This is a genomic window from Herbaspirillum sp. WGmk3, from assembly GCF_023952535.1.
GTDB lineage: Bacteria > Pseudomonadota > Gammaproteobacteria > Burkholderiales > Burkholderiaceae_D > Herbaspirillum > Herbaspirillum huttiense.
Genome location: NZ_JAKYWT010000005.1, coordinates 405,862 through 421,067, shown reverse-complemented (window position 1 = coordinate 421,067; position 15,206 = coordinate 405,862). Strand labels below are relative to the sequence as shown.

The 15,206-nt window shown below is 64.2% G+C and carries 16 protein-coding genes; 11 read left to right on the top strand and 5 right to left on the bottom strand.

All coding sequences use genetic code 11. The features are described 5' to 3' along the window. Positions 1-31: 31 nt before the first annotated feature. Positions 32-961, bottom strand: coding sequence for a cation diffusion facilitator family transporter (locus tag MKD49_RS20460; RefSeq protein WP_252697213.1), 930 nt, complete (start codon positions 959-961; stop codon positions 32-34). Between the two features lie 267 nt (positions 962-1,228). On the opposite strand from MKD49_RS20460, the gene MKD49_RS20455 reads away from it, so the two are divergent. Both MKD49_RS20455 and MKD49_RS20450 read left to right on the top strand, forming a co-directional pair. Continuing rightward, the gene (locus tag MKD49_RS20455) at positions 1,229-2,866 is read left to right on the top strand and encodes a DUF342 domain-containing protein (RefSeq protein ID WP_252697212.1); all 1,638 of its coding nucleotides are present in this window, start codon (positions 1,229-1,231) and stop codon (positions 2,864-2,866) included. A 111-nt stretch (positions 2,867-2,977) separates the two neighbouring features. After that, a complete protein-coding gene (locus MKD49_RS20450; RefSeq protein WP_121042840.1) occupies positions 2,978-3,376 on the top strand; it encodes a hypothetical protein in 399 nt (132 codons plus the stop codon). 21 nt (positions 3,377-3,397) lie between these two features. Here MKD49_RS20450 and MKD49_RS20445 read toward each other — a convergent pair whose 3' ends face one another. Beyond that, positions 3,398-4,246, bottom strand: a complete 849-nt coding sequence (locus MKD49_RS20445) for a LysR family transcriptional regulator (RefSeq protein WP_034331884.1) — start codon at positions 4,244-4,246, stop codon at positions 3,398-3,400. A gap of 124 nt (positions 4,247-4,370) precedes the next feature. Here MKD49_RS20445 and MKD49_RS20440 point away from each other — a divergent pair, with 124 nt between their 5' ends. The 5 genes from MKD49_RS20440 to MKD49_RS20420 all read left to right on the top strand — a co-directional run bounded on the left by MKD49_RS20440 (position 4,371) and on the right by MKD49_RS20420 (position 7,992). Next, positions 4,371-5,384: a bile acid:sodium symporter family protein gene (locus MKD49_RS20440; protein ID WP_134135574.1), complete on the top strand. Its 1,014-nt coding sequence runs from the start codon at positions 4,371-4,373 to the stop codon at positions 5,382-5,384. Between the two features lie 126 nt (positions 5,385-5,510). After that, the gene (locus MKD49_RS20435) at positions 5,511-5,882 is read left to right on the top strand and encodes a VOC family protein (RefSeq protein ID WP_252697211.1); all 372 of its coding nucleotides are present in this window, start codon (positions 5,511-5,513) and stop codon (positions 5,880-5,882) included. Positions 5,883-6,005: 123 nt separating this feature from the next. Further along, entirely contained in the window at positions 6,006-6,755 is a 750-nt protein-coding gene (locus tag MKD49_RS20430) for a YafY family protein (protein WP_166675034.1), read from the top strand. Positions 6,756-6,870: 115 nt separating this feature from the next. Beyond that, positions 6,871-7,293, top strand: coding sequence for a DUF2325 domain-containing protein (locus tag MKD49_RS20425; protein WP_252697210.1), 423 nt, complete (start codon positions 6,871-6,873; stop codon positions 7,291-7,293). Between the two features lie 177 nt (positions 7,294-7,470). Beyond that, the gene (locus MKD49_RS20420; protein ID WP_252697209.1) at positions 7,471-7,992 is read left to right on the top strand and encodes a hypothetical protein; all 522 of its coding nucleotides are present in this window, start codon (positions 7,471-7,473) and stop codon (positions 7,990-7,992) included. 98 nt (positions 7,993-8,090) lie between these two features. Here the strand turns inward: MKD49_RS20420 and MKD49_RS20415 are convergent, their stop codons facing one another. From MKD49_RS20415 to MKD49_RS20405, 3 genes are all read right to left on the bottom strand, one after another. Beyond that, positions 8,091-8,915 carry a diguanylate cyclase gene (locus tag MKD49_RS20415; protein ID WP_252697208.1) on the bottom strand — a complete coding sequence of 275 codons (825 nt, stop codon included), beginning with the start codon at positions 8,913-8,915 and terminating at the stop codon, positions 8,091-8,093. Between the two features lie 250 nt (positions 8,916-9,165). Next, the gene (locus MKD49_RS20410; RefSeq protein WP_252697207.1) at positions 9,166-10,734 is read right to left on the bottom strand and encodes a methyltransferase regulatory domain-containing protein; all 1,569 of its coding nucleotides are present in this window, start codon (positions 10,732-10,734) and stop codon (positions 9,166-9,168) included. Between the two features lie 54 nt (positions 10,735-10,788). Continuing rightward, a complete protein-coding gene (locus MKD49_RS20405) occupies positions 10,789-11,223 on the bottom strand; it encodes a nucleotide pyrophosphohydrolase (RefSeq protein ID WP_252697206.1) in 435 nt (144 codons plus the stop codon). 159 nt (positions 11,224-11,382) lie between these two features. Here MKD49_RS20405 and MKD49_RS20400 point away from each other — a divergent pair, with 159 nt between their 5' ends. The 4 genes from MKD49_RS20400 (at position 11,383) to MKD49_RS20385 (ending at position 15,132) form a co-directional block, all read left to right on the top strand. Then, positions 11,383-11,976 (top strand): attG domain containing protein, encoded by a 594-nt coding sequence (locus MKD49_RS20400; protein WP_121042828.1) that lies wholly within the window; start codon positions 11,383-11,385, stop codon positions 11,974-11,976. A gap of 401 nt (positions 11,977-12,377) precedes the next feature. Beyond that, positions 12,378-14,030, top strand: coding sequence for a PAS domain-containing methyl-accepting chemotaxis protein (locus MKD49_RS20395; RefSeq protein ID WP_252697205.1), 1,653 nt, complete (start codon positions 12,378-12,380; stop codon positions 14,028-14,030). A gap of 184 nt (positions 14,031-14,214) precedes the next feature. Continuing rightward, a complete protein-coding gene (locus tag MKD49_RS20390) occupies positions 14,215-14,424 on the top strand; it encodes a hypothetical protein (RefSeq protein WP_034331894.1) in 210 nt (69 codons plus the stop codon). 81 nt (positions 14,425-14,505) lie between these two features. Beyond that, complete coding sequence (locus MKD49_RS20385) at positions 14,506-15,132, top strand: trimeric intracellular cation channel family protein (RefSeq protein ID WP_134221302.1); 627 nt, start codon at positions 14,506-14,508, stop codon at positions 15,130-15,132. Positions 15,133-15,206: the final 74 nt, after the last annotated feature.

The following is a 15,206-nucleotide window of genomic DNA, read 5'->3' as shown; positions in this document are numbered from 1 at the left end:
GCGAAACGGAACAGATGCAGCGGTACCCCGTTTATGATTGTTCCACCGGATCCACATGCGTCATCACATCCAGCACAGGATGCGCTTCCAGCACCCGGCGCCGCGCGTCGATGGCAATGGCATGGCCTTCGGTGACGGTGAGCGTGCCATCGATTTCCAGATGCACGTCCACCAGCGTGAGATCGCCCATGCGCCGTGTGCGCAAGTCATGCACCCCCTGCACTCCGGGCGTGGCGAGGATGGTAGTGCGGATGGCCTCGCCTTCTTCAGCGGACACGGCGCGGTCCATCAGGTCATGCAGCGCGCTCCAGAAAAATCCCCAGCCGGTGCGCACCACCATCAAGCCCACCACCGCCGCGGCCACCGGATCCAGCAAGGTGAAGCCCGCCAGGCTGCCGACGATGCCCAGCGCCACCACCAAAGAGGAAGCCGCATCCGAACGCGCATGCCAGGCATTGGCCACCAGCATGCTGGAACGCACGCGCTCGGCGATGCGCAGCATGTAGCGGAACAGCAGTTCCTTGGCCAGCAAGGCCGCCAGCGCCACCCACAAGGCCGCCACATGGACCGGCGGCGTCTCGCCATAGTGCTGGATCTTCTGGGCCGCCGACACCAGCATGCCCAGGCCCACCGCCAGCAGCAATGCACCCAGCGCCAGCGAGGCCGCCGTTTCGTAACGCTGGTGACCATATTGGTGATCGTCGTCAGCCTGCTTGCGGCTGTGATGGCCCGCCAGCAGCACCACGAAATCGGAAATGAGATCGGACAGCGAATGAATGCCGTCCGCAATCAGGGCCTGCGATCCGGAGAACACGCCGGCCGTGACCTGCAGCATCACCAGCGCGATGTTGACCACGATGCTCACCAGCGTACTGGTGCGGCCAGCGCGATAACGGGCCGCACTCAATGCCTCATCGCGAGGATCTTCCCCCTTGAAGTCTTCTATTTGGGTACTTAACATAAAACCAACGATAAGAGCCTAATCTAGATTCAAAATTGGCAAAACTTGTGCTATCGAACAAATTACTGGATCATCTTGCCACATTACAATGTCATCCGTATTGCGTCAGGGGGACTGCCGCCGCTTTTTTGCCGGTGCGGTCAGCAACGCGCCGGATCACGGCCCGCACCTCCATCGCACGACAAGACATCCCCGCGTACCTGGCTGGCGCCATGACACGCGAGCGATCCGAGACAGACCCGGTGCAGCCTTACATCGAGGAACAGCATGAACCAAGCAACTCCGCAACCGCTGTCGTTTGCGTTCGACAGGGCCAGCGGCGAACTGAGCGCCACCTGGCAACCCGTACAGGGATTCCCGCCGCTGACGCTGGCCTTCCTGAAACAGGCCATGACCGATCATGGGCTGACCAAACTGTTTTTCCAGGATTCGGTCCTCAATGGCTTCGTGCGCAAGGCCGAGGATGCCAAGGAACCCGTCACCCAGGTCATCGCCGAACGGCGCGATGGCGAATTCTCGCTCGATGTGTCCGATGACCTGATGATGGCCTCGCTGACCCTGGTGCCGCCCTACGGTGGCCGCGCCAAGAGCGTGGAAGTGGTCAACGCCATCCGCGCCGCCGGCATCACTTACGGCATCCTGCACGAGCAACTGCGCGGCGCGCTCTCGGCCGGCTTCTGCAACAAGCTGGTGGTGGCGCAGGGCCTCATGCCCACGCCTGCCGAGCCGGCCCGTTTCGAGAGCCTGCTGGAAGAAAAGGAAGAAGAGCTGGCCGACATCGACGAAGATGCCGTGGTCTCCTATGCCGACATGGGCCACATCCTGCTGGTCAAGGTCGGTGATCCGCTGATGCGCCGCATTCCCCCGGTGCCGGGCCAGGATGGCATCGACATCCGCGGCGGCAAGGTGCCGGCACGGCCGATTGCCGACGTGCCCTTCTCCAAGGAATGCATCGGTGCCGAACCGAGCGAGGAAGACCCCGACCTGCTGGTGGCCATCGTGCCGGGCCAGCCCACGGTCATCAAGAATGGCGTGAAGGTCAACCCGGTTCTCGATGTGGAAAACGTCGACCTCTCCACCGGCAACCTGAGCTTCGAAGGCACGGTGCGCGTCTCCGGTGACGTGCTTACCGGCATGAAGATGAATGTGGGCGGCGACGTGGTCATCAACGGCACCGTGGAAGCGGCCGAGATCGTGGCCGGCGGCAGCGTCACGGTCAAGGGCGGCGTGATCGGCCACAGCGAGGGCGTCACCGCCCAGGCCGGCACCACCGCCATTGCCTCGCGCATCAGTTCACAGAAATCGGTGCAGGTGATGTTCGCCGAGAGCGCCCACATCGAAGCTGCCGACGACATCCTGGTGCTGGGCAACGCCCGTCACTGCGAGCTGCTGGCCGGCAACGAGATCACGGTCGGCAAGGGCAATCCGCGTACCGGCCACATCATCGGCGGCCGCGTGGAAGCGACCAACATCATCCGCGCCAACGTGATCGGTGCGTCCACCACCACGCATACGCGCGTCCAGGTCGGCCTCGATCCCTATCTGGAAGAGAAAATCGCCATCAAGGAACAGGAATACACGCGCAAGGTGGCCGAGCTGGATCGCACCATCAAGCAGCAGAGCTACTACAAGCTCAATCCCGAAAAGGCCACCCCCGAACTGCTGCATGAAACCAGCGACAAGCGCAAGGCGCTGGCCTACGAGGTCAAGGTGTTGCTGGAAGAAGTGAGCCAGATGAAGGAAGGCATGGTCGCTGCCGAAGACGCACGCATCATCGTCGCCAAGGCCGTCTACGAAGGCACGGAATTGCGCATCGGGCACGAAGTGTGGCCGGTGCAATCCGATCTGGGTGGCGGCACCGCACAGCTGTTCGAAGGCGATATCCGCTACAACCCGAAAAAGTAGTTTTCCAAGGTTTTTCTTGTTTTCCGCCAGCCTGTGGATAAATCGTTTATATCATTTGCACTTCGGTTATCCACAGGCCGTTCCGCGCTCACGCACTGATAGCTCCCGCTCATGCAAGACCTGCTCCCCCATCCGGACCTGGCGCAACTGCGCGCCCTGGCGGCCGACAGTGCGGCCATCACTATCGATTGCAATTGCCGCGCGGCCGACAGCAGCGGCTGGATCAGCCTGCCCCTGTCGCTGCCGGAAACGCAACTGGTGGACGTGGCCACGCTCATTGCCGATCCCTACGACGAACCAACCTTCACCGAATACCATCCGCAGGGCACCCGCTACGCCTCGCCCGAGGCTCCCATCGCGCCGGCCTGGTATCCGTACAACCGCTGCAATATCGCGCGTTGCACGCAATGCGCACGCCACTACCTGCGCTACATGGAAGCCGGTGGTTATTTCGTGGATCGCCGCATCCGTTCACTGAATGCTCCGGCGCTGATCGTCGAGGCGGCCTGAAAACCGCTCCCGCTGTGCTGTTCAGCCCCGGCTCAAGCGGCTGGCCATCAGGATCTGGTACAGCGTATCCGCCGGCCGCGACAAGCGCCGCGCGGTGAGCGCCACATATTCGACATCCGGCAGGCGCGGCAGTGCCGCATGATTCAACGGCACCACCAGATCACGCGAGGCCAGATGCTGCGGCAACGCCGCCAGCCCCAGCCCGCCGCGTGCCGCCGCCATGCAGCCCGCATGACTGCCGCTGGTGCAGACGATGCGCCAGTGATGGCCTGACTTGCCCAGTGCCTGCAAGGTGGCCGCACGCGTGATGCTGGGCTCGGGTAGCAGGATCAGCGGCAAGGGTTCGGTGAGGTCAACCAGGGTATCGGGCCGCGTGAGCCACTGCATGGGCGTGGAGAACATGCTGTGCCCGCGCGATTCGCCGGCCCGCCGCTTGCCGACCAGCAAGTCCAGCTTGCCCTGGTCCAGCGAGGCATAGAGCTCGCTGGTGAGGCCGATGGTGATTTCCAGTTCGACTTCCGGATGCTGGCTGCGAAAGGCCGCCAGCATGTCCGGCAGCGGGCCCATGGCGAGGTCGTCGGAGGTGCCGAAGCGCACCCGGCCACGCAGGCGCGGGGCGCTGAACTGCGCTTCGGCGCGGGCATGCGCCTGCAGGATCAGGCGCGCATGGACCAGCAGGCTTTCGCCATCAGCGGTCAGTGCCAGCGAATGCGTATCGCGCACGAAGAGGCGACGGCCCAGGCTCTCTTCCAGGCGGCGGATGTGGTCGCTCACCGTCGATTGCGTCAGCCCGAGCTGGCGCCCGGCCTCGGTGAAGCTGGACGAGGTCGCGGCAGTAGCGAAGGTCTGGAGCCAGAGCGGATTGAGCATGAGGCCATTATCATCGGAGTTTCCGATGACAGTCAACGTGATCAGAGGGGTTCCCGATGGCCGTGCGCTTTCCTATCATGAGGGCAAACCCGAATCGTCCCTTCATTTTTTCCGCGAGCGCGCCATGAACCGCTTTCTCCCCGACCGCTTCACCCAGTTGCTCATCGGCACCGTGCTGCTGGCCACCTTCTTCCCGGCCACCGGCAGCTTCGAGCACTTCATGCACATCGCCAGCAATGCGGCCATCTCGCTGCTGTTCTTCCTGCATGGCGCCAAGCTCTCACGCGAGGCGGCCCTGTCCGGACTGAAGCAACCGCGCCTGCACCTGCTCACGCTGGCCTCGACCTTCCTCCTGTTCCCGCTGCTGGGCCTGGCCTTGAAGAGCATCGTGCCGGATCTGCTGACGCCGCAACTGTGGATGGGCGTGCTGTTCGTCTGCACGCTCTCCTCCACCGTGCAATCCTCGATCGGCTTTACCTCCATTGCACGCGGCAACGTGCCGGCGGCGATCTGCGGTGCCACTGCATCGAACCTGCTGGGCATCGTCATCACGCCGCTGCTGGTGACCTTGCTGCTGCATCGTCATCACGAAGCCAACGGCATGTCGCAGGTGCTGAGCATCCTGCTGCAACTGCTGCTGCCCTTCGTGCTGGGCAACCTGATGCGTCCCTGGATCGGTGACTGGATCAATCGCCACAAGGTCATCGTCAATGTCGTCGATCGCGGCGGCATCCTGTTGTCGGTCTATGCCGCCTTCAGCGTGGCCGTGGCACAGGGCGTGTGGCACCTGTTCCCGCCGGGGCAGCTGGCCTTGCTGGTGCTGGTCAATGCGGTGCTGCTGGGGACCGTGCTGCTGGTGACCACCTATGGCGCCCGCGCCCTGAAGATGCCGCGCGGCGATGAAATCGTACTGGTCTTCTGCGGCTCCAAGAAATCGCTGGCCTCGGGCATCCCCATCGCTTCGGTGCTCTTTGCCGGCAGCGGGGCGGCGGTGGTGCTGCTGCCGATCATGCTGTTCCACCAGATGCAGCTGATGCTGTGCGCGGTACTGGCGCGGCGCTATGCGGCTCGCAAGGAAAGTGAACAAAGCGGCGAGCACCCGCAGCAGGAGGGCGTGGCGGCGGCGGCGACGCGCTGATTGCTGACCGTTTCTTCCCGGGGGCGCGAGGGCTACTGACAGGACGTTGTCAGTAGCCCTCGCGCATGATGCCTTCCATGCCAGCCGGCATAGACAACGCCCCCTCCCAAGAAAAGGAAGACCACCATGCAAACCCAAGTCAACTGGTTCGAGATCGCCACCAAGGACCTGCAGCGCGCCACCCGCTTCTACGAAGCCGTCTTTGCCACCAGCCTGCGCCAGGAGCAGCTGTCCGAGGAAGGCCCGATGGCCATCTTCGTGCGCGATGACGGCCAGTCCATCGGCTGCCTGACCGGCCCCGGCTGGCTGGAGCCGACCCGCCAGGGCACGCTGATCTACCTCGATGCCGGCTCCTCGATCCAGGCCGTGCTGGACCGCGTCAAGGCGGCCGGCGGTGAAGTGACCATGGAGCGCTTCCAGCTGCCCAACGATATCGGCTACATCGCCCAGTTCATCGACAGCGAAGGCAATCGCCTGGCCTTGCACGCGATGCATTGAACGGACCGGATCGGCTCGCCAGGCCAGCGCCATGCCCGCATCTTGCACAGCAGCATCGAAGTTCGTGGCGGGCCGGGAGCATGCGTGCCAGAATGGCGCGCATCATTTTTTCCTCTGCCTGTCATGCGTCGAGCCGACCGCCTGTTCCAGATCACCCAGTACCTGCGCGGACGCCGTCTCACCACGGCGCGCCAGCTGGCGCAATGGCTGTCGGTGTCGGAACGCACGGTCTATCGCGACATCCGCGATCTTTCGCTGTCGGGCGTGCCGGTCGATGGCGAAGCCGGGGTCGGCTACCGCATCAAGCCTGGCTATGACCTGCCGCCGCTGATGTTCAACGCCGATGAAATCGATGCGCTGGTGATCGGCATGCGGATGGTGCAAGCCTGGGGCGGCCCGCAGCTGGGCGCCTCGGCGGCCTCGGCACTGGCCAAGGTGGTGCTGGCCCTGCCCAAGGAAAAACGCGATTTCGTTGAGGCCACGCCGCTCTTTGCGCCGGCCATGCAGGACGACTGCGGCCAGGGCGAGCGGCTGGAAGCCATCCGCCAGGCCATCAACAGCCGTCACAAACTGCTGCTGCATTACACCGATGCCCAGCAACGCAGCAGCCAGCGGGTGGTGTGGCCGCTGGCGCTGGCCTTCTTCGGCGGCACCTGGCTCTTGGCCGCCTGGTGCGAAACGCGTGACGATTTCCGCTCCTTCCGCCTGGACCGCGTCCGGCAGATGAGCGAACAAGGCCATTATCCTGACCGCAATGGCCGCCGCCTGCCGGACTTCGTGCGGGCCATGCAGCGCCAGGTGCGCGCACAGCAATCCTCCGCGGCAGCTCCGGCAACACCACCGGCGCCTGCCGCCCCGCCGCCCGCTGCCTGACCGGGCGTGGCGCTGCGCCAACGCAAAGCGCATATGCTGCTGCAAATTGATTCGTTCGCAAGCCGGGGCACCGGGGTTAGGCTGGGACCGTCACTCACTTCCTGCGAGTCCCTTCATGCGTGCTGCTGCCTCTGCTTCCGCTTCGGCCTCCACGGCCGGCCCCATCGCCTTGTCCCTCGACGACCGCTGTGTGCTCTGCGTCGGCGGCCTGACCGGTGCCCGCAATCACTACCGGGCCGAGATCGAAACCCGCGCCGGGCGCTTCCTGCATCACGATGGCGGACGCGAGGACAACCTGCACCGGCTCACGCCCATGCTGGCCGCCGCCGACATCGTCATCTGCGCCTCCGGCAACATCAGCCACAACGCCTACCACCTGGTCAAAAGCACCTGCAAAAAGCTGGGCAAGCCCTGCGTGCTGGTCAAAGGCACCGGCATCGCCTCTTTCCTCGATGGCCTGGGCCACCTGGCCGCCAGCGAAGCACCGCAGGAAGGACGCTCGGCCCGCGGCGACCGGGTGTTGCGCGGCAAGCGCTAGGGCCTGTTCCCATGCAATCTGCGAGATGCATGGGAACAGGCCCCAGACGATTCCTGCCAGCAACAAAAATATCCTGCTGTTTGGAAAAAATCTCAAATCCCCCCTACAATCGACTCCCCGGCCCGCCCTGCGTGCCGTACCGACAACATGCCAAGACGGCAATTTCCGGGAGTTCGTTTGAAGATCGTATCTCGCCTGCGCACCTGCCTGCGCCCGCGCCTGGGCGCGCTGGTGCTGACGCTGGCCGGTGCCGTGACCGGCGCACCGGCGGCGCAGGCCGCGCCACAACCCAGCTTCGGCATTGAGGTCGGCAATGCCTTGCTGTGCCTGAACCAGCTCAACAGCAAGTATTTCTTCGATTACCTGGTGGCCGCCTTCGGCCCGCCTTACAAGACGGAGGGCGGGGCCTACTGGTTCAAGGCCACCAATGTCACGCTGTGGGGCATGCAGGCCACCGATTTCCTGGTCAATGACAGCAGCAGCCAGGCCGACTTCATCGGCGCGTATTTCAACACCACGCCGGTCAAGCTGACCGATGCCATCAAGGGCGCACTGGGCATTCGCTTCACCCCCGAGGATGATTCGGCCTATCCGATGAGGCAGTCGCAGGCCGGCAGCAAGATCGTCTACAACGATACCAACGCCAAGATGTATTGCGCCAAGTCCAAGTTCCTGGTGCCGGGGCCCGAGCAGCCCTGAACGCGGAGCGTCGAAGAACCATGAAAAATGCGGCCCGGTGGGACACCACGGGCCGCATTTTTCATTGGGGCAGCGGGTAGCGGCTAGCGCTATGCAGCTCAAGCCTTGCGGAAATCGTTGGTGGTGCGGATGCAATCGCGCCCCGCTGCCTTGGCCAGGGCCAGCGCCTTTTCCGATTCGCGCAGCACGGTATCGGGTTCGTCGACCTGACGCTGCGGAGCCACGGCGGCGATGCCGATGCTGATGGTCACGCGGCCGGTCGGGCTGGCACTGTGCTCGATGTTGAGCTGTTCGATCGACTTGCGGATGCGTTCGGCCACGATCAGTGCGCCGTCCAGGCGCGAACCCGGCAACAGCACGGCGATCTCCTGGGTACCGAAACGCGAGAGCAGATCTTCCGGACGCACGTTGGTATCGCGGATGGCGCTGCCGACCCGGCGCAAGACCTTGTCGCCGGCCATGCGGCCATAGCTGGCGTTGTATTCATCGAAGAGATCGATGTCGATCATGATGATGGCCAGCGACAGGTTGGTGCGCGCCGCGCGGTTGAATTCTTCCAGCAGGCCGCGCTCGAACTGGCGGCGGTTGGCCAGGCCGGTCAGCGCATCTTCCAGGCCGACGCGGGCCAGGGTCTTTTCCATTTCTTCCAGGTGGGTGCGGGCATCATCGCGTTGCTCCACCAGTTGCTTGTGCTCTTCCTGCAGTTGCTGCATGCCGGCCTCCAGACCGGACAGCGGTTGCAGCAGTTGCCGCGCCAGCACCCAGGACAGCAGGGCCGACACCAGCACCAGGACCACGGCGGCGACCGCCAGGCCCTGCGTGCTGCCGTTCATGGCCATGGCGGTCAGCACGATGGCGGTGAGCAGCGCAGCGGCGGTGCCGGACAGGGTCAGGCGTGTTTGGAGTTGACGGGACAGGGACATAAGCTGAAAACCGACTTTCCTAAAAGAGAGGTTCGGCACCGGCAGGTCAGGCGCGGCAGGCACGGCAGTGATGGGCGGCAATATGGCCACGCGAAATCGTACAGGCTAGTTCGCTGCGATGCAACGCGATTGCCGCCCTGCACGCAGGATAGGCGTGCTTGTCAGGGCGCTGTCATGAGGACGTCAGGCCGGGTGTGAGGAATTCACGACAAACGCGGCGGCAAGCTCATCCATGGCATCGGCACGCGCATCACGCCACCTGCAGCGCCCGCAGCAAGGGCAGCCTGGTACGCGCGAAGAGCCGCGCCTGCGTCGCCAGTTCAGCCAGGTTCTCGTCCTCGGCTTCCAGCCGCACGCCATCGCGCACCAGCCGCTTGCCCTGCGCAGCGATGTGCTGCCAGGCCTGGGCGGGCCAGGCTTCGACATCGTCACCGCAGACTTCGCGCGCCAGCAGGAACAACTGCTCGACCCGGTCCACCTTCACGCCACTGCCGGTCAGCGGGCTGACCAGATGAGCGATGTCGCCCTCCTGGCTCTCCGGCAGCACCAGCGCTGCGCGGTGCAGGAGATAGGCATTGAGGTCGGCCGTGCGGCGCGCGATCTGGGCCTGGGTGGCGGCATCCAGCTCGGGAGGCAGCGGGGCCGCGTGGCCGGTGCCGATCAGCATCAGCGCCGAATCGATCACCTGCGACAGGTTCAGGTTGCGATGCGCCAGCGAGGCCGCCAGATCCACCAGCGTGTGCGGCTGGTAGTCCGAGAGCGCCTGCAGGATGGGTTCGTAGATGAGCCGGTTGAGGGTGATCTCGGCGGCCACGTTCTGAATCGTCAGCGGCACCTTGTCCGGCTCGGTCAGCAGCACCACGCTTTGCAGCGCCAGCGCCTGCACGCGCTGGCGCTCATCCAGCACCTGCCCGCCGCGCACCCAGTAATCGCGGCGGAAGGTCTGGTTGACCATGAAATCGCGCGTGCTCTGGTACAGCACCGGGTCGTCGATCTCGGCCAGGCACTGGCGCTGCGCCGGGGTCAGGTTGGCCATGTCGAGGTGATCGATGTAGTGCGCCGGGCAGGCGAACTGCAGACCGGCCTGCGAAAAGCGGCGATGGATCTCGGCGAAGGGCTCGGCGTGCCAGTCGCGATTGAAATATTCGTGCGCGAGGTAGCTGCGCGACTGCTGCTGCAGCATCTTGAGGCGGTCGCGCATGAAGGGGTTGGCCTGGGCATAGACCGGGTCGGTCTCGAAGAGCCGTGTGGCAAAGGCCAGCGCGGCCTCGATGCGGGCGGCCGTGGGCAGGCCGCGTTCCTCGTTGCCGGCCAGTTGCGTGTGCTGCACCAGCAGGTCGCGCAATGGCATGAAGGCCGACCAGCCGGGCTGGGTGTTGTAGCTCAGGTAGAGCACGCCGCCCGGCTTGAGCTTGCGGTCGATGAAATCGAGGAGGATCTGGCGGTTGTCCTCGGAGACCCAGCTCCAGATGCCATGCAGGGCGATGAAATCGAAATCCGGCAGATCGTCGCGGCGGCAGAAATGCGAAAAGCTGGAATCCTCCAGCTGCGCGCCACTGCCACTGGCCGCCGCCAGTTCCTGGGCGAAGGCCGCCTGCAAGGGATTGAAGTCGTTGCCCCACCAGCGCGTGGTGGATGCCGCTGCGTGAAAATTGGTCGACAGGCCCTGCCCGAAACCGAGCTCGCAGGCGGTCTGGATGGCCGGTGCCTGCAGGCCGTGGAAGGCGAAGGCCAGCGGCAGGCGGGCCGGATTCATGCCGGGGTAATAGCCGTAGGTGTAGGCGATGTCGACGACGTAACCGTCATTCCAGTTGGTCAAGGCGAGCTCCGGGCAGCGAACATGAGAGGGAGGAAAGCAAGGGCAGCGCCAGCCTCAGCCAGCACCGGAGGCATCATCGCCGGCGTCGGTACCGGCAGCCGGCCCGGCCAGTGCGCTGTATTTGCGCGCATTGCCACGGGCCAGTTCAACCGGATACTTGCGACGATTCAGTTCCATTTTTTCCAGCACGGCGCTGCGCAGGTCGACGCCGGTATGGTCGGCCAGCTGGATCAGATAGACCAGCACATCGGCCATCTCATGACGGATGCCTTCGCGCGCGGCGTCATCGAGTTCATGATCGGCCCCCGTCGGCAGCCACTGGAAGTGCTCCATCAGCTCGGCCACCTCCACCGAGAGGGCCATGGCCAGGTTCTTGGGCGTATGGAAACGCAGCCAGTCGCGTTCGCTGGAAAAGCTACGGATGATCTCGCGCAATTCGTGCAGATCGGAGGGGGCAGCAGCGGGCTGGCCGGAGGGGGAAGCGGTCATGGGCTTGGCGTGGGTCTGGATGTTGTCGTCTTGGCCTTGTTGTCGGCAAGGTACTTTATCACCAACCCACACAAACCGGCCTCCACACTTGATCTGCGACAGCTTGTATCCCACCGGAATGATGCACAATGTAGCGCAACACACGACATTCTGACGAACATGCTGACACTTTTACGATCTCCGCTGCGTCTTCTGTCCTGCACCCTGCTGGCCACCACGCTGCTGGCGGCCGGCTGCGACCGCCACATCGACCAGGAGCTGGCGGCCCACGAAGCCGCCCAGACCACGCTGGGCCTCACCCCCAAGCAATTTGCCGATCGCTTCAACAACCGGCTGGCCGATGTGCTCAGGGACATGAAGGTGGAAGAGCCCGAGCACATGGCCCACCTCTACATGCTGGACGCGTCGCGCCTGCATCCGGGCAAATATGAATACGTGCTCGACACCCAGGTCGGCCCGGCCCGGACCACGCTCATCGGCACGCTCAACAAGAAGGGTGAGCTGCGCAACGTGGGCGTGATGATGACCAACAAGGTGCCCGGCGCCCGTGACGAATTCCTGATCTGCGCCTCCAGTGCCGCGCGCAGTTTCATCTCCGGCAGCGAGGACAAGCTGCTGCCCCTGATTACCCGCCTCACCACGGTCGCCCTGGACAATCCCGGCCAGCGCATGACCGAGGTGGTGGCCGACCAATTGCTCTCGGTAGAACTGGTGCCGCAAGGCGTGCTGTTTCAGGTACAGCCGCGCCAATAAGCGACCACCGTAATGCCGATGACGATGATGAACGGAAACAGTTTCCGTTCATCATCGCCCCTGCCCGGCCCTGACCGGCAGGAATGCTGCTCCCGTTTCTGGTTCACCCGTGGAAAGGCCCGCCTTTTTGACCGATTGAAAGCGCAGTGCAGCGTTTAGATTCTGGTCATCGTGGCTTCCGTGTCGCGCCGCCCAAGCCGGAGAAAGGCTGGCGTCGTACATCTTTCGCGGAAATGCCATGGAACGCCATGACACCGACTCGCAATTCCACACCAGGCCGCGCGCGGCCCGGTATGAAAACGGGGTCGCCGCGCTTGGGGACGAAGCGCGGCGGCTTTCTACAACAGCGGCAGGACCGTGACCCAGCAAGGTCAGCAACGGTCAGGGCAACGGGGGCAAGCATGCGCACGAATCTACCGATCACCACCACCGAACGGTTGCTGGAGGATGGCAAGTCCATCGTCTCCAAAACCGACCTGCAGGGCAACATCACCTACGTCAATCCTTACTTCGTGGAAATCAGCGGTTTCGACGAAGAAGAACTGATCGGAGCGCCGCAGAACATCGTGCGCCATCCCGAGATGCCGCGCGAGGCCTTCGCCGACATGTGGGCCACGCTCAAGGAAGGCCTGCCCTGGAACGGGCTGGTCAAGAACCGCTGCAAGAATGGCGATTACTACTGGGTCCAGGCCAACGTCACGCCGGTGCGCGAGAACGGCCGCGCGGTCGGCTACATGTCCGTGCGCACGCGTCCTTCGCGGGAGCAGGTGCAGGCGGCCGACAGCGCCTATCGTGCCTTCGTCGGCGGGCAGGCACGCGGCCTGCGCATCCGTCGCGGCGCAGTGGCGCGCACCGGCTTCATCGGCTGGCTGCAGGGCCTGCGTGATCTGCCGTTGGCCAAGCGGCTGGGCTGGATGATGGGCGTGCTCACGCTCATGTTCATCCTCGGCGGTGCGGTCGCGGGCAGTGCCGTGCAGACGGCCGGAGGCAGCCCCTATGCGGTGTGGCTCGGCACGCTTGGTGGCGCTGCGCTGCTGCTGGGCTCGTGGGCGGTGCTGCATGCGAGCGTCGTGGCGCCCTTGCAGCGCGCCATCAAGTCCGTCCATGGCCTGGCCGGCGGCGATCTCGACCTGCATATCGATACCGATGCGCGCGGCGACATGGGCTTGCTGCTGCAAGCGCTGCAGCAGCTCAACGTCAACCTGCGCGCCATCATCGGCGACGTGCGCCGCAACGTGGAATCGATGACCATCTCCACCGGCGAGATCGCCAGCGGCAACATGGATCTCTCAAGCCGTACCGAATCGCAGGCCTCGGCACTGGAAGAAACCGCATCCAGCGTCGAGCAGTTTGCCGCCACCGTGCGCCAGAATGCCGACTCGGCGGCCAACGCCGATCGCCAGGCGCAATCGGCCTCCTCCATTGCGCAGCGTGGCAGCCATTCGGTGCAGCGCATGGGCAAGACCATGGAAGAGATCGACGCGGCTTCGCACAAGATCGTGGACATCATCGGGCTGATCGACGGCATCTCCTTCCAGACCAACATCCTGGCGCTCAACGCCGCCGTGGAAGCGGCGCGTGCCGGCGAACAGGGACGCGGCTTTGCCGTGGTCGCCTCGGAAGTACGCACGCTGGCGCAACGCTCGGCGGCCGCCGCCAAGGACATCAAGGGCCTCATCGACGACTCGCGCGCGAAAGTCGAGAGCGGCAATCAACTGGTCCGCGAAACCGCGCAAGCCATGGGCGACCTCGGGGGCGCGGTGGAAAACATGGCCGTCACGATGGCCGAGATCACGGTGGCCAGCAATGAGCAGAGCGGCGGCATCGAGCAATTGAATCAGGCCGTCAACGCCATCGACGAAACCACCCAGCAGAATGCCGCCCTGGTGGAACAGGCTGCCGCCGCTGCCGAGAACCTGCGCGACCAGTCGATCAAACTGAGCCAGGCCATGTCGGTGTTCAAGATCAGCTACGGCGGCCCGCGCTCACCGGCCTCTGCGAGCGCGAACACTGCCACGCGCCAGAAGGAAAACACGCTGGCACTGGCGCAGTAAGGCCCGCTGGTACGCCGTGCAAGCGGCATGCCTACACCGCTTTACAAGGCATTGCATTTCTTTACCCGATAAGGGGGTGTTCGCATCTTTGCACGGCCACCGCGCTTGCCTATGATGAACTCCTGTCCGCATCTCCCTCATCAGAGGGGGATGCTGGCTGCCTACCACTACAAGGGAGTTTCACATGAGCGTGTCTTCGGTCTCCTCCGGCAACAGCAGCTTCTACAACACCATCATCCAGCCCATCAAGAACGTCGCCTCCGAAGTCGGTGACGAGATTGAAAGCGCCTACGACACCACGGTCGATGCGGTTTCCTCGGCTGCGCATTCGGTGGCCGACAGCGTGACCTCGGGCGTCAAGGCCATCGGCAACATCATCGATACCTCCGCCTGATCTTGGGTGCCGCAGCATGGCGCCGGGACCGCGCCATGCAATAATTCGGGCTTCGCGACTACCGCCAGCCCGGACCCTGCCATGCTGCTGCATACCATCTACCTCATCGCCATCTGCGCCGAAGCCATCTCGGGCGCGCTCATGGGCATCCGCAAGGACATGGACATCTTCGGCATCTGCCTCATCGGCACGGTGGCGGCGCTGGGTGGCGGTACCGTGCGCGACATCCTGATCGGCCACTATCCGCTGGGCTGGGTGGCGCATCCCGAATATCTGGGCTTCACCATCTGCGCGGCGATCGTGGCAGCAGTCGCGGCGCGCGCCCTGCATCATTTCAAGTCCGCTTTCCTGGTGGTGGATGCACTGGGGCTGGTGGCTTTCACCATCATTGGCTGCGATATCGCGCGCAGCTTCGACAACTTCCACCCGGCCATCGTGGTGATGCTGGGCATGGTCACCGGGGTCTTCGGCGGCCTGCTGCGCGATGTGTTGTGCAACGAGATTCCGCTGGTCCTGCGGCGCGAGATCTATGCCAGCGTGTCGCTGCTGACCGGCACCCTGTATGTGCTGATCCTGCACTGGCAGATCGATGGCCGCATCGCCACCCTGAGCTCCCTGCTGCTGGGATTTTCGGTGCGCCTGCTGGCGATCCGCTTTCACTGGGAATTGCCACGCATGGACAAGGAGCGCGTACGCGGCTTCGACTGAAGCGAACGCCCTCCCTTGGCAAATGACATCCTTTGTTGCAATTGCCTGACTGCGCTTAGCAGACTCACGTAGTT